This window comes from Streptomyces sp. 130 (assembly GCF_007096885.1).
GTDB lineage: Bacteria > Actinomycetota > Actinomycetes > Streptomycetales > Streptomycetaceae > Streptomyces.
The window spans coordinates 1-17313 of record NZ_VJNO01000012.1 but is presented as its reverse complement, the minus strand read 5'-3'; the positions used below and the strand labels follow the sequence as shown (position 1 = coordinate 17313).

The following is a 17313-nucleotide window of genomic DNA, read 5'->3' as shown; positions in this document are numbered from 1 at the left end:
CGGGCCCCATCCTTGGAAGAGCGGAAGGCCAAGACCAGCCATGGCACCACCCGAAGCAGTACCGCAGCCGCCGGAGCCGGCCGCCGACGTGAAGGAGAGGAGCGCGGCGGCGACGGCACTCGCGGACGGCCCCGGCGCGGCACCGGCCGTCCTGGAGGCCCGCTCGGTCAGCAAGCGGTTCCCCGGCGTCGTCGCCCTCGACGGCGTCTCCTTCTCCCTGCGCGCCGGCGAGACCCACGCCCTGGTGGGGGAGAACGGAGCCGGCAAGTCCACCCTCATCAAGGTGCTGACCGGCGTCTACCGCCCCGACGAGGGCGAACTGCGGCTGGCCGGCGACCACGTCTCGTTCAACCGGCCGTTCGAGGCGCAGGAGGCCGGGATCTCCACGATCTACCAGGAGGTGAACCTCGTCCCGCTGATGAGCGTGGCGCGCAACATCTTCCTCGGCCGCGAGCCCAAGAACCGCTTCGGCCTGATCGACTTCCCGCGGATGCACCGCGAGGCGAGCGAACTGCTCGACGGCTTCGGCGTCCGCGTCGACCCGAAGCGCCCCCTGCACACCCTGGGCATCGGCACCCAGCAGATGGTCGCGATGGCCCGCGCCGTCTCGGTGAACGCCCAGGTCGTCATCATGGACGAACCCACCTCCTCGCTGGAGCCCCGCGAGGTCGAGACCCTCTTCCGGGTCATCGAGGACCTGCGCGGACGCGGCATCGCCGTCCTCTACGTCAGCCACCGCATGGACGAGCTGTACCGGATCTGCGACCGGGTCACCGTCCTGCGCGACGGCCACCACATCCACACCGGCGACCTCGCCGACCTCGACCGGATGCAGCTCGTCTCGATGATGCTCGGCCGCGACATGTCCGAGGTGCGCCGCGAAGGGCTCACCAGCTTCGGCTCCGAGGGCCACGAGGCCGCGCGCACCCCCGTGCTCACCGCCACCGGCCTCTCCCGCGACCACCAGCTGCACGACATCTCCCTCGACCTGTACGCGGGTGAGGTCCTGGGCCTCGGCGGACTCCTCGGCTCCGGCCGCAGCGAGACCGCGAAGGCCATCGCCGGAGCGCTCTCCCTGGACGGCGGCGAGGTGAGCGTCGCCGGGAGCACCCTGCGCCGCCTCACCTCCGCCGGAGCCATCCGGGCCGGCATCAGCCTGCTGCCCGAGGACCGCAAGGCCGAGGGAATCGTGCCCGGCCTCTCGGTCCGCGAGAACATCGTGCTGGCCGCGATGCCCCGGCTCTCCCGCGCCGGCATCGTCTCCCGCGCCAAGCAGGACCGCATCGTCGACATCTTCATGAAGCGACTGAGGATCAAGGCGGCGAGCCCCGAGCAGAAGGTCGGCGAGCTCTCCGGCGGCAACCAGCAGAAGGTGCTGCTCGCCCGCTGGCTCTGCCTGGAACCCAAGGTCCTGCTCCTCGACGAACCCACCCGCGGCATCGACGTCGGCGCCAAGGCCGAGGTGCAGAGCCTCATCGACGACCTCGCCCGCGAGGGCCTGGCCGTCCTCCTCATCTCCTCCGACATCGAGGAACTGATCGAGGGCGCCGACCGGATCGTCGTCCTGCGCGGCGGCGCGGTCGCGGGCGAACTGGCGGGCGACGAGGTGGCGGAGAGCCATCTGCTCGAAGTGCTCGCCGACCACTCACCGGATGCCGCGGACAAGGCGCCGGCCGCGAAGGAGGACCCCCGATGACCCAGGCCGCAGTCACCACCCCCGCAGCCCGGCCGCTCGCCCGGCTGCGCGACCCCGCCTGGTACCAGGAGTACGGCGTCTACCTCGCCGTCGCGGTCGTCCTCGTCTTCAACGCCCTGTTCACCGAGCACTTCATGACGGTCGACAACCTGCGCACCCAGCTCGTCCAGGTCGCCCCCATCGTCATCGTCGCCCTCGGCATGGCGCTCGTCATCGGCACCGAGGGCGTCGACCTCTCCGTCGGCTCGACCATGGCCCTGGCCGCCGCGCTGCTCCCGCTCTACCTCGGTTACGGACTGGTCCCCGCACTCGTCATGGCGCTGCTCGCCGGCGCCCTCGTCGGAGCGGTCAACGGCACCCTGGTCTCGCTCGTCGGCCTCCAGCCGATCGTCGCCACACTCGCCCTGTTCGTCGGCGGCCGGGGCCTCGCCCTGGTCATGGCGGACAGCCAGCTCAAGCAGATCGTCAACCCCGACCTGCTCTCCCTGGGCACCGGCTCCTTCCTCGGCATCCCGCTGGTCGTCCTCATCGCCGGCGTCCTCGCCGTCGCCGTGGCCTTCCTCGTCACCCGGACCACCTTCGGCCGCCAGGTCGTCGCCATCGGCGGCAACCGCTCCGCCGCCGCCCTGGCCGGACTGCCCGTACGGCGGGTGCTCATCGGTGTGTACATGCTCTGCGGGGTGCTCGCCGCCCTCGCCGGAATCCTGGCCACCGCCAGGCTCACCGCGAGCGACCCGTCCTCGCTCGGCACCCTCATGGAACTCTCCGCCATCACGGCGGTCGTGGTGGGCGGCACCCCGCTCAACGGCGGCTCCATCCGGGTCCTCGGCACGGTCGCCGGCGCCCTGCTGATGCAGCTGCTGCGGGCCACCCTCATCAAGCACGACCTGCCCGACTCCACCGCACAGATCGCCCAGGCGGCCATCATCATCGCCGCCGTCTACGTCGCCCGGGAGCGTCGGTCCCGATGAACGAAACCTCACCCGCCCCGGCGGCCTCCGCCCCGGCCCCGAGCAAGACCCCCGCCTCCGGCGCCACCCCGCCGGCGTCCGGTGCCGCGGCGCGGCGCCCGGCCGGCCGGCGGATCGCCGGACTCCTGCAACGCCAGGGCGTCCTGGTCGTCTTCCTGACGGTCGTGATCGTCGCGTCCTGCATCTACCCGACGACGTTCTCCACCCTGGACAACGCCCGCGGGGTGACCGTCCAGGCATCGTTCCTGGCCGTCGTCGCGCTCGGGATGACCATGGTCATCATCACCGGCGGCATCGACCTCTCCGTCGGGTCCGTCTTCGCCCTGGGCGGGGTGCTCGCCGCCTGGGCCTCCCAATGGGGCATCCTGCCCGCCCTGCTGGTGCCGCTCGTGGTGTGCGGGGCGATCGGTCTGCTCAACGGCTTCCTGGTGGCCCGCGCCGGAATGGCCCCGTTCATCGTCACACTGGCCACCCTCCTCGGGGCGCGCGGGCTGCTCCTGGCGATCACGGACGAGGGCGCCACCACCTACCTGGTGCCCAAGGACTCCGCCTTCGCCGAAGTCGGCCAAGGGGCCGTCTGGGGCTTCGGCTACCCGATCTTCATCGCCCTCGCGCTGTTCGGTCTCGGCGGACTCCTCCTCCAGCGCACCTCGTTCGGGCAGTCGATCTTCGCCGTCGGCGGCAGCAGCGACGCCGCCACGCTGATGGGCCTGCCCGTCGCCCGTACGAAGATGCTCGTCTACACGCTCAGCGGGCTGCTGGCCGGGCTGGCCGGCGCGCTCAACGCCGCCCGGCTCTCCTCCGGAGTCACCATCGTCGGCGTGGGCATGGAGCTCGACGCGATCTCCGCCGTCGTCATCGGCGGCACCCTCCTCATCGGCGGCGCCGGCTCCATCAGCGGAACGCTCTGGGGCGTCCTGCTCCTCCAGGTCATCCAGAACCTGATCAACCAGATCGGCTCGCTGAACTCCTCGTACCAGTCGGTCGTGAGCGGCGGCTTCCTTATCGTTGTCGTCGTGGCCCAGCGCTATCTGGCGCGCAGCCGCAGAACCACCTGAACCTGTGCCGGGGCCCCACGGCCCCGGCACCGTTCGAGCCGACCGAGCCGAACCGGCGGGAGCCGGGCCACCGCGCCTACCGCGCGACAAGTCGATTCAGGGAGTGCCGTGGGCGTCAGCCTCAAGGACGTTGCGCAACGGGCGGGCGTGTCCATCAAGACCGTGTCGAACGTGGTGAACAACTATCAGCACGTCACACCGAAGATGCGCGCCAAGGTACAGCAGGCCATCGACGAGCTCGGTTACCGGCCGAACCTCACCGCCCGTCACCTGCGCAAGGGACGCACCGGGATCATCGCCCTCGCCGTCCCCGAGTTCGGCAACCCGTACTTCGCGGAGCTGGCCGGCGCGGTGGTCGACGCCGCCGCCCGGCACGACTACACCGTGCTGGTCGACCACACCGGCGGACTGCGCGAGAAGGAACTCCTCGTCAGCCAGGGGTTCCGGTCCCACGTCATCGACGGGCTCATCCTCAGCCCGATCCACCTGGAGACCGAGGACCTGATGGCGCGCACCGAGACCGCGCCCCTGGTCCTGCTCGGCGAGCGCGAGTACGAGGCCCCGTACGACCACATCGCGATCGACAACGTCGCCGCGGCGCGCGAGGCCGTACGCCACCTCATCGAGCTCGGCCACCGCCGCATCGCCTTCCTCGGTTCCCGTACCGGCCGCGAACGCCAGCCCGCCCACCTCCGGCTGCGCGGCTGGCGCGAGGAGCTGGCCGCCGCCGCCATCGAGCCCGACGAGGCGCTGGTCGTCGTCACCGACGGCTACGGCCGCGAGGACGGGGCCTCCGCCATGGCCGCGCTGCTGGACCGCGGCGAGCGGCCCGACGCCGTCTTCGCGTACAACGACCTCATCGCCATCGGCGCCATGCGCACGCTCACCGCGCGCGGTCTGCGCATCCCGGAGGACGTCGCCGTCGTCGGGTTCGACGACATCGAGGAAAGCCTCTACGGCGCCACCACGCTCACCACCGTGGCCCCCGACAAGGAGGCCATCGCCCGGCTCGCCGTCGACAGCCTGGTCGAGCGCCTGTCCGGTGAGCCGGTGGCGGAGCCCCGGCGGCCCCGGCCCGGCTACCGGCTCGTCGTCCGCGAATCCACCCTTCCCCGGCCCACTGCCGACCGGTCCTGAGCCGCGGGCCGGACTCCCCGCCACCCCGGGGAGGTCCGGCGCCCGCGCCCCGCCCGTCCGGCCGCTCCGGCCTTCCCACCGCCCCAAGGACCACCGATGCCCCGCCCCACCGTGCACAGCAAACCGTTCGGCGCCCACGGGCCCACGGACGTCGACATCTGGACGCTCGACTCCGGCACCGGAGTCCGGGCCGAGATCCTCACCTACGGCGGCATCCTGCACCGGCTCACCGTGCCGGACACCGCAGGCTCCCCGGCCTCCGTCGTCCGCTCGCTGCCCGCCCTCGACGACTACACGGGCAAGAACCCCTTCTTCGGCGCCCTCGTCGGCCGCTACGCCAACCGCATCGCGCACGGCAGGTTCACCCTCGACGGCGTGGAGCACCGGATTCCCGCCACCGACCGGGGCCACGCCCTGCACGGCGGGCCCGGCGGCTTCCACACCCGGGTCTGGCAGGCCGAGGGCACCGCCACCGACGAGGCGGCCGTCCTGCGGCTCACGCTGCACAGCCCCGACGGCGACATGGGCTTCCCCGGCGCGCTGGACGTCACCGTGACGTACACCCTCGACGCGGCCGGCACCCTCGCCCTCGACTACGCGGCCACCACCGACCGCGCCACCGTCGTCAACCTCACCAACCACGCGTATTTCGACCTCACCGACCGGGGCGACATCCTCGGCCACACCCTCCAGGTGGACGCCGGGCACTACCTTCCCGTGGACGAGGAGGGCATCCCCGAGGGCCCCGCCGCGCCCGTCGCCGCCACCCCGTTCGACCTGACCGAGCCGCGGACCCTCGCGGACCGGATCGCCCTGCCGCACGAACAGCTGCGCCGGGCGGGCGGGTTCGACCACTGCTGGGTCCTCGACGGCGCGCACGCACCGGCCGCCCCCCGCCGCGCCGCCCGCCTCACCGCACCCGACGGCGGCCGGGTCATGGAGGTGTGGACCACCGAACCGGGCATCCAGGTCTACACCGCCAACCAACTGGACGGCACCCTGGCCGCCTTCGACGGCGGCCACCACGAGCGCCACAGCGCCGTCTGCCTGGAGACCCAGCACCTCCCCGATTCGCCCAACCGCCCCGACCAGCCGGCCACCGTCCTGCGCCCGGGCGAACACTTCCGCAGCCGCACCGAATACCGCTTCCCGCACCTGGCGGACCGGACGGCGTGAGCCGGTGCCGGTGCCGGGCTCCCGTTCTGTGCGGCGAATTTCGATGAGCCTCGTAGTATGGGAGCCCCGGACGGAGCGACGATGCGGAGAGCGACCGTGACCCCTGCCAGCACCACCGCCCCGGCAGCGGGTGCGCGCGCCCTGCCCCCCCCCGCCCGCGAGGAGATCCGGCTCGAAGCGGTCCTGCACGCCCTCTCGGACCCGGTGCGGCTGTGTGTCGTACGCGAACTGGCCGCCGCCGAGGACGAGCTGACCTGCTCCCGCTTCGACCTGCCGGTCACCAAGTCCACCTCCACGCACCACTTCCGGGTGCTGCGTGAGAGCGGCATCGTCCGGCAGACCTACCGGGGCACCGCCAAGATGAACGGGCTGCGCCGGGACGACCTCGACGCGCTGTTCCCCGGGCTGCTCGACCACGTCCTGCGGGCCGCGGCCCTGCAGGCGGCGCGCCTCGGCGAGAGCTGAGGGCGGCGAGCCGTCACCGTACGGTCCACCGCTGTCGCGGACCGTGATACTTCATTGACCGATCAGCCGTGACGGGACATGCTGTAGCCCCGCCACGGACCGGTTCCGGCGACGCAGGGGATCGCCGGAGCCGGGACGTCTCAGAACGCCGGCCGCTCGCCGCCCCCGGTCGCGGCGGCCCACTCGACCAGCAGGCGCTGGTACTCCTCCTCGTCCTCCGGGGACAGGCGGCCGCCCGAGCGCCGCCACAGGTCGCGAATGTCTTCATTCACCACTGCTGCGGGGCGCACGGAGCCGGACGGGCACGGAGTCGGGGACATGTTCTCCAGGCTAAGGCCACGATGTGACAATCCGACCCATTGCGCGTCAGGGACATCTCTCACATGTGTCTCAGGCAACCTTCTCGGTCAGTCCGAGCTCCCGCAGACCGTCGGGCCGCTCATCCACCGGCAGGTGGCGTACGAAACGCACCTCGCAGCCCAGCGCGGCGGCCCCGCCGTCGGCCCGCCGGTCGTCGCCGACCATCACCACATCCGCCGGATCCCGTCCCAGAAGTGTGCACGCGGTGCGGAAGAGCCGTGCGTCCGGCTTCTGGACGCCGTGCTCGAAGGAGAGGACGTACGCGTCCACGAAGCGGTCCAGGCCGTGCGCGCGGAAGACGGGCCGCAGGTCCCAGCCGATGTTGCTGACCACCCCGATCCGCACCCCGGCGGCGCGCAGCCCGGCCAGCACCTCCGCCGCGTCCGGGTAGGGGCGCCAGGCGTCCGGGCTCAGATGGCGGTCGTACAGCGCGTCGTAGAGACCGGGGTCCGGCAGGGCGACCTGGCGGGCCAGACCCGTGTACACCGCGCGGTGCAGCTCGGCGCTCTCGTCACGGTGCGCCCAGCCGTCCGCCAGCTCCCCGGGCATCCTCCTCGGGGCGGGCCCGCCCGGCAGCGCGCCGAACGCCTCCAGCTCCGCCGCGTACCGCTCGAAGGCGGCCTCGTCCACGCGCACCCCCCGCTCGGCGAGAGTCGCGGCGAGCCAGGCACGGACCGGCTCGATCCGGAATAGCGTCCCGGAGAAGTCGAAGAGGGCACCCTTGATCGGCATGGCACCGATCCTCGCTGAACCGCGGGCCCCCGGGCAAGGGCGCCGGTCCGGCCACCACGGCGCCCTGCCTGGTCAGAGCCCCCGGCGCGCGGGCGCGGCGGCGCACCACCGGTCGAAGCTCCGGACCGCGAGGGCGGTGAGCGCCGCCCCCAGGAGCCACCCGCCCAGCACGTCCGACGGCCAGTGCACCCCCAGATACAGCCGGGTGAGCCCGACCCCGAGCACCGAGACGGCCGCCGCGCCCACCGCCGCCCGCCACATCCCGCGCCGCGCACCGGACCGGTGCAGCAGCCACAGCAGCAGCCCGCAGCTCACCGTCGCCGTCATCGCGTGCCCCGAGGGGTAGGCCGCGTAGTGGGCGGAGTCCACCGGGTCCGCCCACTGCGGCCGGTCCCGCCCGACGGCCGCCTTCACGCCCTGCTGGACGAGCGCCGAGAGCAGCGTCGTCACCGCCACACACACCGCGAGCGGCCGGGCCCCGCGCCACCACAGGGCCACCACCGCCACGGCGATCAGAACGCGGAACGTCCACGGGTCCCACAGCCAGTCCGTCAGCAACCGGTTGACATGGACGAAGCCGGGCTCGGTCACCGCCCGCCGGTGCAGCGCCTCGGCGATCGACGAGTCCAGATCCATGAGCGGCCGCCACCGGGCGACGACGAGTGCGGTCACCGCGCCGCCGAGCACCGCGCAGACCGCGCCCGCCCGCGTGAGGCGCGAAGTGGCGCGGACCTGGCCGACGGGGGAGAGCAGCGGAATGTGCATGGCACGATCGTCGCCGACCGACGCCCCTTCCGGCCATTTCAGCGCGCCGGAGAACGGAGTCGCCCCTGGGCTACTTCAGCGCGCTGAGCCCCGGCACGAACGCCACCAGCAGCGGGACCACGGGCACCAGCGCCGCCGCCGCGGTCAGCCGCAGCCGCCGGCCGGCCGTGAGCCTGCCCGCCGGGGCCAGCAGCCGGTTCACCCGCAGCGGCAGCTCCGCGCCCGCGGCCGAGGACGGGCCGAACACACCCCGGTCCTCGTTGAGTTCGACCAGGGCAAGGGCGGTCGTCAGCCGGCCGAAGCGCCGGGAGGCCACATCGTCGGCCGCCAGCTCGACCAGCCGGTGCATCTCGTTGCGGAAGGCCGCGAAGACCGGGACCTGCGGGAAGCCGGAGGCCAGCGCCTCCGAGCAGTTGAGCAGCCAGTCGTGCCGGGCCTGCGCGTGGCCCTGCTCGTGGGCCAGGACCGCGTCGAGCTGGCGTCCCTTCAGGCGCCCCAGCGCGGCCGTGGTGATGACGAGTTGGGGCGCGGACCCCGGCAGCCACCAGGCGTCGGGACGCTCGCCCTCCAGCACGACCAGCCGCCCGGCCCCCGGCTCCTCGCCGGGCATCAGCGGGGCGCGCACCAGGAGTTCGGCCCGCCGCCGCTTGCGCCGCAGATGCGCCCGATGGATCTCCCGGGCCAGCATGGCGGCCGTCCACACCCCGCCCAGGGCCAGCAGCACCGCCATCACCGCCGACCACGCCCCGTGGCCCGCGAGCGCGTACGCGTCCACGACGGCGTGCGGGGCGGGCGCGAAGACATGGCCGCGTACCGCCTGCCACGCCGCGGCCGCGCTGAAGGTCATGGAGAGGGCGAACGACAGCAGTACCGCGGCCACCACGCACTGCCAGACCCACAGCGCCACGACCGGCTCGCGCTCGGGCCACTCGGCCCGCGCCATCAGGCGCGGGGTCACGACGGCGGCCAGTGCACCGAGCAGCAGCAGCGCTAGGGAGACCCACATGGCGTCAGCCTATGAGGGCCGCGCGCACACGGGTATGGCTCCGCGCGCCAAGTGACGCACACCACGGCAGGCGGCCCTTCCCGTCTCACAGGGTGAGCAGCATCGCGAACATGGCTATGCCCATGGTCAGCCGGCAGGCCAGAGCCAGCTCGGGGCGCGCCCCCCAGCCGCCGGGCGGGGGCCCGCCGCCGGTGGCCGCCGCGGCCACCGGCACCAGCCGGGCGCCCGAGCGCAGCACGTACACCGCGAAGTAGACGAGGAGCAGCCCCGTGAGCAGGGGTATGCCGCCCGCGCCGGCCATGCTGTGGGAACTCGTCGCGTGCGCGCCGTGGCCGCCGCCGTGCCCGCCCGCGCCGGCCCGGGCCATCACCACCGCCATGTAGACCATCGCGGCGGAGCCGACCAGGTGGTGCAGATGGTGTCCGCCGCGCCGGGAGAACCACAGCGCCCGCAGCGCGGCGACCCCGAACAACACCGCGTAGACCGCCCACCCCCACGCGGGCGGGGCGACGGCGGCGGCCGGTATCGCCATCGCGGCCATGCCGAAGCCCATCAGCGCCTCGGCCCGCGCGGTCCCGCGCTCCTCCGCGCTCCCCGTACGGGTCCGCAGCAAGCAGTACGAGCCCGTCATCGCGCACAACGCCATCAGCAGCCATCCGGACATCGCCGGTCCGTGCACAGCGGCCCTCCCCCCGGGCGAACGACATCGCCGTCGACCAGTAGATGCCCGGGGCCGGACACCCGTACGCGGCGCACGGAGGTACAAGGGGAGCGCGCGAGGGGAGTGTCTCCGCGATGCGCCTGGCGCGCGCCCCCGCGCGCCTTGCGAGGGCCGCCCGCGACCCCGGCGCCGCCCTCGGAGTTACGCTGCTCCGGCATCACCCCCGCACAGAATCCGGAGACACCCCGCCATGGACACCGCCCCGCCCCGGGACACGGGAGAGCTGACGTTCCGCGACGCCACCGGGGCGGACGTCCCCGCGCTCGTCGAGCTGGTCGAGTCGGCGTACCGCGGCGACAGCAGCCGCGCCGGCTGGACCACCGAGGCGGACATCCTCCAGGGGCAGCGCACCGATCCGCAGGGGGTGCGCGAGGTGATCGAGAGCCCGGGCAGCCGGCTGCTCGTGGTCGAGCGGGACGGTGCGCCCGTCGCCTGCTGCCAGCTGGAGCACCGCGGCGAGGCCGCGTACTTCGGCATGTTCGCGGTCCGTCCCGCGCTCCAGGGCGCCGGCCTCGGCAAGGCGATCATCGCCGAGGCCGAGCGCACCGTCCGGCAGAGCTGGGGCGTGCGGGAGATGCACATGACCGTGATCTCCGTCCGCGACGAGCTCATCGCCTGGTACGAGCGCCGGGGCTACCGCCGCACGGGCCGGCTCTCCCCGTTCCCGTACGGCGACGAGCGCTTCGGCATCCCCCAGCGCGACGACCTGGCCTTCGAGCTGCTGGTGAAGGAACTGGCCACTGAGGGCTAAGCGGGGGCCCCGCCCCCGCGCTGGATGTCGGGGTGGTCGGTGGTCACACCGTCGAGCCCCAGCCCCTCGGCCAGCCGCAGCTGCCGCCGGGTGTTGACCGTCCAGCCGAAGACCGTCAGCCCCTCGGAATGGGCCTGCTGGACCAGCTCCAGCGTGATGCGCCGGATGTTGAGGATCAGCCGGGTCGCGCCCACCGCCTTCGCGCGGTCCAGCAGGTCCCCGCCCCACCGGCTGGCCACCAGCGCCGTCCGCACGCCCGGGACCAGCTGGGCGATCTCGGCGATCGCCTCGTCGTGGAACGAGATCACCTCGACGCGCTCGACGAGGTCGCGCTCGTGCATCACCCGGGCCAGCGTGCGGGCCGCGGCCACGTCCTTGATCTCCGCCTGCAGCGGGGAGCGCACGGCGTCCAGGACCTCCTCGAAGACGGGCACCCGCTCGCCCAGGCCCGCGTCGAGCGCGCGCAGCTCGGCGAGCGTCTTCTCCGCGATCGGCCCCTCGCCGTCGGTCGTGCGGTCCACCTCCGCGTCGTGCATGACGGCCAGCGCGCCGTCCTTGCTCAGGTGCAGGTCCAGCTCGATGAGGTCCACGCCCTCCTTCTCGGCGCGGACGAAGGAGCGCAGCGTGTTCTCGGGCTCGAAAGCCGCCGCTCCGCGATGACCGATCGTGAGAATGGACAAGGCCCGCTCGCTTCCCTCGACGCTCTGTTCCCGAGGCAGCCTAGTGGCCCCCGGACGCGGTGAGGAGGAGGGGCATGGCCGCCCGCGCAGCGCCCCGCGAAACCCCCGAAGAAGCCGCCGCAAGGGCCTGCCGCAGGAAAAATGACGGTGACCATGGGGGGTCGGCAGGATAATTTCCAGAATCCCACTTGTCGCGGAGACTCGCACGCGGATACGGTGGTCGGACGCGAGGTTCTCCCGTGGAGGAAGTGTGATGACGGAAATTCTTGTGCACGATGCCGCGTCCGGCGACATAGCTGCCGCCCCCCGGGTGATCGAGCACCCGGCCTGGCCCGCGCTCAAGAACGCCGTGGAGGAGATCCGCCCCTGGCAGTCGAAGGACGGCTCCATCGACTTCGACGCCGAGGGAGCGCCCGCCCCGGCGATCGCCGAGGCCGCCGTGGAGCGGGTGATCGGCGCCGTCGAGGAGCTGTCCCCGCTGCTGCCGCACGACGCCGCCTACCACCGCGCCCTCGTGAAGGACCTGCGCGGCTGGGTGGGCAGCGGGTTCGACGTCCCGGACTTCCTGGACTCCCTGCTGGCCTTCCAGCCGGCCAAGGGGCGCGCCGACGGCCTCCAGCACCTGGTCGTCTTCGCCATGTACACCCAGAACGGCAACCCCGACCGCAATCTCGAAGCGGTCGTGCTGCGGATGGTCTGGCCCGACTGGCTCGCCGAGCTGGAGGCGACCCGCTACGACAACCCGCTGTTCTGCGGCATCACCTTCGAGGACTTCACCTCCGGCTACGACACCAACTCCGCGGTGCTCTTCCCGGAGACCATCGCCGTCCGCGAGGCCCCCGAGCGCTTCAGCTGGGGCGGCATCTTCTGCGACCGCGAGGCCGCCCGCTTCCGCCGCGTCACCGAGGCGGCCGTCGACCTCCTCGGCGTCGAACTGCCCGACGACATCCGCGCGATGATCGGCGACCAGCAGCGCTGCGAGCAGGCGTTCGTGCTCTGGGACATGGTCCACGACCGCACCCACAGCCACGGCGACCTGCCGTTCGACCCCTTCATGATCAAGCAGCGCCAGCCGTTCTGGATGTACGGCCTGGAGGAGCTGCGCTGCGACCTCACCGCCTTCAAGGAGGCCGTCAGGCTGGAGGCCGAGGGCAACCCGCACGGCCGCGACGTGCAGTACGCCGTGCTCTTCGACCGGATGTTCCGCTTCCCGGTCACCGGCGAGCGCGTCCGCAACTACGACGGACTCGGCGGCCAGCTCCTCTTCGCGTACCTCCACAAGCACGACGTGGTCCGATGGACCGACAACACGCTCCGGATCGACTGGGAACGCGCCCCGCGGGTCACCAACCAGCTCTGCGCCGAGATCGAGAAGCTCTACCGCGACGGCATCGACCGCCCCAAGCTCGTCCACTGGTTCGCCGCGTACGAGCTCGTCTCCGCCTACCTCGCCCCGCACCCCGGCTCCCGCTGGGCCAAGGGGCCCGATGCCCTGGACCTGTCCCAGCCGCCGCGGAAACTCGTGGACGACGTGCTTCCGGACGAGTTTCCCCTGAGCATGTTCTATGAGGCCCTCTCCAAGAAGCTGAAGGGCGTGATCGCCTCGGCCAAGGGCATCACCGGCTCGGACGCGGGGAAGGCTGCCGCGTGAGCACAGGTCCCAAGGAGGCGGAGGCCATGAACGGAACAAGCACGGGCGACGCGAACGGCGCGCTCGAAGGAGCCGTGGTCGCCGTCGCGGGAGCCGCCGGACCGGCCGGCCGGGCCGCCCTTCTGCGCCTCGCCGAGGCGGGCGCGGTCGTCGTCGCGTCGGACTCCCACCCGACCCGGCTCGCCGAAGCCGTCGACGCCGCGCGCTACGCCCACGGCGGCGCCACCGTCACCGGCGACACCGTCGACCTGCTCGACCTCGCCGCCACCCGGGAATGGGCGGCCAAGACGGAGAAGGAGTTCGGCCGCGTCGACGGCGTCGTCCACCTCGTGGGCGGCTGGCGCGGCAGCGCGACCTTCACCCAGACCGACCCCGCCGACTGGACGCTGCTCGAGAAGCTGCTGATCCGCACGGTGCAGAACACCTCGCTGGCCTTCCACGACTGCCTGCTGCGCAGCGACCGGGGGCGCTTCCTGCTGACCAGCGCGGCCGGCGCGAGCAAGCCCACCGCGGGCAACGCCGCCTACGCCGCGGCCAAGGCGGCCGCCGAGGCGTGGACCCTCGCCCTCGCCGACTCCTTCCGCAAGGCGGGGGGCGAGGACGGCCCCCGCAGCGCGGCTGCCATCCTGGTCGTGAAGGCACTGGTGCACGACGCGATGCGCGCCGAGCGCCCGAATGCGAAGTTCGCGGGCTTCACCGACGTCAAGGATCTGGCCGATGCCATCGCCGGCGTCTGGGACCGGCCCGCCCCGGAAGTGAACGGAAAGCGCCTGTGGCTGACCCCGCAACCGTAAGGACCGACGCGCGTCGCCATCACGACCCGCTGGTCCGCGGTTTCGCCAGTGACAACTACGCGGGGACGCACCCCGAGATCCTCGCCGCTCTCGCCCTCGCCAACGGCGGCCACCAGGTCGCCTACGGCGGGGACGACTACACGGGCCATCTCCAGCGCGTCATGCACAGCCACTTCGGCCCCACCGCCGAGGCGTTCCCGGTCTTCAACGGCACCGGCGCCAACGTGGTGTCGCTCCAGGCCATGACCGACCGCTGGGGCGCGGTCATCTGCGCCGAGTCCGCGCACATCAACGTGGACGAGGGCGGGGCGCCCGAGCGGGTCGGCGGTCTCAAGCTGCTCACCGTCCCCACCGAGGACGGCAAGCTCACTCCGGAGCTCATCGACCGGCAGGCGTACGGCTGGGACGACGAGCACCGCGCCATGCCGCAGGTCGTCTCGATCACCCAGAACACCGAGCTGGGCACCGTCTACACACCCGGCGAGATCCGCGCCATCTGCGAGCACGCCCACGGGCACGGCATGACGGTGCACCTCGACGGCGCCCGCATAGCCAACGCGTCGGCGTCCCTGGACGTGCCCATGCGCACGTTCACCAACACCGTCGGCGTCGACGTGCTCTCCTTCGGCGGCACGAAGAACGGGGCCATCTTCGGCGAGGCCGTCGTCGTCCTGAACCCCGACGCGGTCCGGGCCATGAAGCACCTGCGCAAGCTGTCGATGCAGCTCGCGTCCAAGATGCGCTTCGTCTCCGTGCAGCTGGAGGCGCTGCTCGCGGGCGACCTGTGGCTGCGCAACGCCCGGCACGCCAACGCCATGGCCCAGCGGCTCGCCGAGGGCGTGCGCGGGATCGACGGGGTCGAGATCCTTTACCCCGTGCAGGCCAACGCCGTCTTCGCGCGGCTGCCGCACGCGGTCACCGAGCGGCTCCAGAAGCGCTTCCGCTTCTACTTCTGGGACGAGCGGGCCGGCGACGTGCGCTGGATGTGCGCCTTCGACACCACGGAGGAGGACGTCGACGCGTTCCTCCTCGCGCTCAAGGAGGAAATGGCCGCCGCGTAGGGCCGTGCCCGTCTGCCGGGGTGCGGACCTCCGCACCCCGGCAGACGTGTCAGCCGCGCTCGCGGACCTCGGCCGCGGTCGGAGCCGTACCGCCCAGATGGGCGGGCACCCACCACGTGTCACTCGCGTCCCTCGGCCGGACCGGATAGGCCCGCTGCGCCGCTTCGAGCAACTCCTGCACCCGCTCGCGCAGCCGCCGCGTGATGGCTCCCGCGTACTGGTCGGTGGGGGCCTCCACGGGCTCTCCGACGCGAATGGTGATCGGGGTGTGGTTGCGCTTGAAGTTGCGCGGCCGGCCCTTGGTCCACAGCCGCTGCGTGCCCCACAGGGCCATCGGAACCAGCGGAACCCCGGCTTCCTGCGCCAGGCGCGCGGCACCGGTCTTGAAGCTCTTGAGCGTGAACGACTCCGAGATCGTCGCCTCGGGGAAGACCCCGACGATCTCGCCGGACCGCAGCGAGGCCAGCGCGTGCGCGTACGCGTCCTCGCCCTGCTTGCGGTCGACGGGAATGTGCTTCATGCCGCGCATCAGCGGCCCGGAGATCTTGTGCCGGAATACCGATTCCTTGGCCATGAAACGCACCAGCCGCTTCTGCGGGAGTGCGGCGAGTCCACTGAAGATGAAGTCCAGATAACTGATGTGGTTGCTGACCAGAACAGCGCCACCGGTCTTCGGGATGTGCTCCGAACCCTGAGTGTCGATCTTCAGGTCCAGCGCCTTGAAAAACGAGCGAGCGGCGCCGATGACCGGCCGATAGACGAGTTCTGCCATTCGGGGAAGACCCTTTCTTCAGCGCCCGCGGAGGTTCTCCCGGCGGAAGTTACGCAGCCGTAGGTTTTCGGCATTGCGCCGATCGTGCCCCATACGGTGACGTGGTGGCCAGTCCCCGTGGCGCCGGGCCGCGAGATTCTCGTCACGTACGGCACCCGGGAATGCCCGCACCGTCGCGGACGCTGACGCATTGCGTAGAACTCTGACGGGAGGCCGAAGGTGGACGGACAGGCGGGCGCCGGGAGACTGGACGCGGCGCGACTCGGCGCGGAACTGGGGGAGAGGGCCACGCTCGTCCAGTTCTCCACGGCCTTCTGCCAGCCGTGCCGGGCGACCCGCCGCACCCTCGCGGAAGTGGCCGGGATGGTCGAGGGGGTCGCGCATGTGGAGATCGACGCGGAGGCGCGTCTCGCACTCGTACGCGCCCTCGGTATCACCCGGACCCCGACGGTCCTGGTCCTCGACGCCGGGGGCCGGATCGTCCGCCGGGCCGAGGGGCAGCCCCGCACGGTCGACGTCGTCGCCGCCCTCGGCAGGGCGATATGACGGACCGTGATGCTTCTCCCACCTGAGGGGTCCCCCTTGACTGCACGGACCACGCATCGTCAGTCTGACGTTATGCCGTCAGATCCCCTTCTCCATGGCCGGGCGTACATCGACCTCGCCCGCACCGCCGGCGCGTGCTGTCCGGGTGCCTGAGCATCCACGGCCCCGCATTCCCGACGCGCAGAAGGACATCTCCATGACGGCAGCACCCGGGCTCGGCAAGACCCGCACGGCATCCCCGGACCTCCTCCGTTCCGTGTTCCGCCGGCATGCCGCGGGGGTCGCCGTGATCACCGCCGCCGGCGAGCGCCCGGCCGGCTTCACCGCCACCTCGCTGAGCTCGGTGGCCGCCGAGCCGCCCCTCGTCTCCTTCGGCGTCGGCACCTCGTCGTCCAGCTGGCCGGTGCTGGCCCAGGCGGAGCACGTGGGCGTGCACATACTCGGCGAACACCAGCGGGAGCTGGCCGCCACCTTCGCCCGGAGCGGTGCCGACCGGTTCGGCCCGTCCACCTTTTGGCGCAGCGGTCCGGAGGGCGTTCCGCTGCTCGACGACGTACTCGCGTGGCTGGTCTGCCGCGTCGTGGCCCGGATCCCGGCGGGCGACCACCACATCGTGATCGCGCAGGTGCTCGACGGCGACCCGGGTGGCGGAGGCCGCCCGCTCGTCTATCACCAGGGACGGTTCACCGCCCTGCGGGACTGACGCGAACCCCGGGGGTCACCCGGCGGATCGCGTTGGGCAGATCACAGTGCAAAGCGCTTGCTCATTGGGCACACGCTGGGTGTACTGGCGAGTAATATGACGGTCGGAGCGTCGGTCGCCCCGACCGGAAAACGCCCCATCAGGCGCCTATGCTGCGTGCAACAAGGCAGCCCGGAAATGACGATGCAGTAGGAGAGCCGGCGTGAGCTTGAGGATCGTTGTCTGTGTGAAGTACGTGCCCGACGCGACCGGTGACCGGCATTTCGCC

General features: G+C 72.3%; 20 protein-coding genes. 13 read left to right on the top strand and 7 right to left on the bottom strand.

Translation table 11 applies throughout. The annotated features are described in order from the left end of the window. Positions 1–40: 40 nt before the first annotated feature. From FKN01_RS13025 to FKN01_RS13000, 6 genes are all read left to right on the top strand, one after another. Positions 41–1696 carry a sugar ABC transporter ATP-binding protein gene (locus tag FKN01_RS13025; protein ID WP_143619821.1) on the top strand — a complete coding sequence of 552 codons (1656 nt, stop codon included), beginning with the start codon at positions 41–43 and terminating at the stop codon, positions 1694–1696. Next, positions 1693–2667, top strand: coding sequence for an ABC transporter permease (locus FKN01_RS13020; protein ID WP_143619819.1), 975 nt, complete (start codon positions 1693–1695; stop codon positions 2665–2667). Before FKN01_RS13025 ends, FKN01_RS13020 begins: the two co-directional genes overlap by 4 nt. Further along, positions 2664–3725, top strand: coding sequence for an ABC transporter permease (locus tag FKN01_RS13015; RefSeq protein WP_143619817.1), 1062 nt, complete (start codon positions 2664–2666; stop codon positions 3723–3725). Before FKN01_RS13020 ends, FKN01_RS13015 begins: the two co-directional genes overlap by 4 nt. 108 nt (positions 3726–3833) lie before the next feature. Next, positions 3834–4862, top strand: coding sequence for a LacI family DNA-binding transcriptional regulator (locus FKN01_RS13010; protein ID WP_143619815.1), 1029 nt, complete (start codon positions 3834–3836; stop codon positions 4860–4862). A gap of 96 nt (positions 4863–4958) precedes the next feature. Continuing rightward, complete coding sequence (locus FKN01_RS13005; protein ID WP_185992833.1) at positions 4959–6038, top strand: aldose epimerase family protein; 1080 nt, start codon at positions 4959–4961, stop codon at positions 6036–6038. Between the two features lie 96 nt (positions 6039–6134). Continuing rightward, positions 6135–6503, top strand: a complete 369-nt coding sequence (locus FKN01_RS13000; protein WP_260696866.1) for a helix-turn-helix transcriptional regulator — start codon at positions 6135–6137, stop codon at positions 6501–6503. A gap of 140 nt (positions 6504–6643) precedes the next feature. Here the strand turns inward: FKN01_RS13000 and FKN01_RS12995 are convergent, their stop codons facing one another. From FKN01_RS12995 to FKN01_RS12975, 5 genes are all read right to left on the bottom strand, one after another. Next, complete coding sequence (locus tag FKN01_RS12995; RefSeq protein ID WP_143619811.1) at positions 6644–6823, bottom strand: hypothetical protein; 180 nt, start codon at positions 6821–6823, stop codon at positions 6644–6646. 70 nt (positions 6824–6893) lie between these two features. Next, on the bottom strand, positions 6894–7595 hold the full coding sequence (locus FKN01_RS12990) for an HAD family hydrolase (RefSeq protein ID WP_143619810.1): 702 nt from the start codon (positions 7593–7595) through the stop codon (positions 6894–6896). A gap of 72 nt (positions 7596–7667) precedes the next feature. Beyond that, a complete protein-coding gene (locus tag FKN01_RS12985; RefSeq protein WP_143619808.1) occupies positions 7668–8360 on the bottom strand; it encodes a phosphatase PAP2 family protein in 693 nt (230 codons plus the stop codon). A gap of 70 nt (positions 8361–8430) precedes the next feature. Further along, complete coding sequence (locus tag FKN01_RS12980) at positions 8431–9366, bottom strand: M56 family metallopeptidase (RefSeq protein WP_143619806.1); 936 nt, start codon at positions 9364–9366, stop codon at positions 8431–8433. Positions 9367–9451: 85 nt separating this feature from the next. Continuing rightward, the gene (locus FKN01_RS12975; RefSeq protein WP_185992832.1) at positions 9452–10045 is read right to left on the bottom strand and encodes a DUF5134 domain-containing protein; all 594 of its coding nucleotides are present in this window, start codon (positions 10043–10045) and stop codon (positions 9452–9454) included. Between the two features lie 232 nt (positions 10046–10277). Between FKN01_RS12975 and FKN01_RS12970 the strand changes: the two genes are divergently transcribed. Continuing rightward, positions 10278–10838 (top strand): GNAT family N-acetyltransferase, encoded by a 561-nt coding sequence (locus FKN01_RS12970; protein ID WP_143619802.1) that lies wholly within the window; start codon positions 10278–10280, stop codon positions 10836–10838. On the opposite strand, the gene FKN01_RS12965 is transcribed toward FKN01_RS12970, so the two are convergent. Continuing rightward, on the bottom strand, positions 10835–11518 hold the full coding sequence (locus tag FKN01_RS12965) for a glycerophosphodiester phosphodiesterase family protein (protein ID WP_143619800.1): 684 nt from the start codon (positions 11516–11518) through the stop codon (positions 10835–10837). The genes FKN01_RS12970 and FKN01_RS12965 overlap by 4 nt on opposite strands. Before the next feature lie 253 nt (positions 11519–11771). On the opposite strand from FKN01_RS12965, the gene FKN01_RS12960 reads away from it, so the two are divergent. Genes FKN01_RS12960 through FKN01_RS12950 form a run of 3 tightly spaced genes read left to right on the top strand, consistent with a single transcriptional unit; the run spans position 11772 to position 15024 of the window. Beyond that, positions 11772–13169: a DUF6421 family protein gene (locus FKN01_RS12960; protein WP_143619798.1), complete on the top strand. Its 1398-nt coding sequence runs from the start codon at positions 11772–11774 to the stop codon at positions 13167–13169. Positions 13170–13195: 26 nt separating this feature from the next. Further along, positions 13196–13963 carry an SDR family NAD(P)-dependent oxidoreductase gene (locus FKN01_RS12955; RefSeq protein ID WP_143619796.1) on the top strand — a complete coding sequence of 256 codons (768 nt, stop codon included), beginning with the start codon at positions 13196–13198 and terminating at the stop codon, positions 13961–13963. Next, positions 13942–15024 (top strand): low specificity L-threonine aldolase, encoded by a 1083-nt coding sequence (locus FKN01_RS12950; protein WP_143619794.1) that lies wholly within the window; start codon positions 13942–13944, stop codon positions 15022–15024. Before FKN01_RS12955 ends, FKN01_RS12950 begins: the two co-directional genes overlap by 22 nt. A 49-nt stretch (positions 15025–15073) precedes the next feature. Here FKN01_RS12950 and FKN01_RS12945 read toward each other — a convergent pair whose 3' ends face one another. Then, positions 15074–15796: a 1-acyl-sn-glycerol-3-phosphate acyltransferase gene (locus FKN01_RS12945; RefSeq protein ID WP_143619792.1), complete on the bottom strand. Its 723-nt coding sequence runs from the start codon at positions 15794–15796 to the stop codon at positions 15074–15076. Positions 15797–16015: 219 nt separating this feature from the next. On the opposite strand from FKN01_RS12945, the gene FKN01_RS12940 reads away from it, so the two are divergent. Genes FKN01_RS12940 through FKN01_RS12935 form a run of 3 tightly spaced genes read left to right on the top strand, consistent with a single transcriptional unit; the run spans position 16016 to position 17045 of the window. Next, positions 16016–16342 carry a thioredoxin family protein gene (locus tag FKN01_RS12940; RefSeq protein ID WP_143619790.1) on the top strand — a complete coding sequence of 109 codons (327 nt, stop codon included), beginning with the start codon at positions 16016–16018 and terminating at the stop codon, positions 16340–16342. Positions 16343–16351: 9 nt separating this feature from the next. Beyond that, a complete protein-coding gene (locus FKN01_RS33710) occupies positions 16352–16495 on the top strand; it encodes a putative leader peptide (RefSeq protein WP_398932221.1) in 144 nt (47 codons plus the stop codon). A 43-nt stretch (positions 16496–16538) separates the two neighbouring features. Beyond that, complete coding sequence (locus FKN01_RS12935) at positions 16539–17045, top strand: flavin reductase family protein (protein ID WP_143619788.1); 507 nt, start codon at positions 16539–16541, stop codon at positions 17043–17045. Positions 17046–17313: the final 268 nt, after the last annotated feature.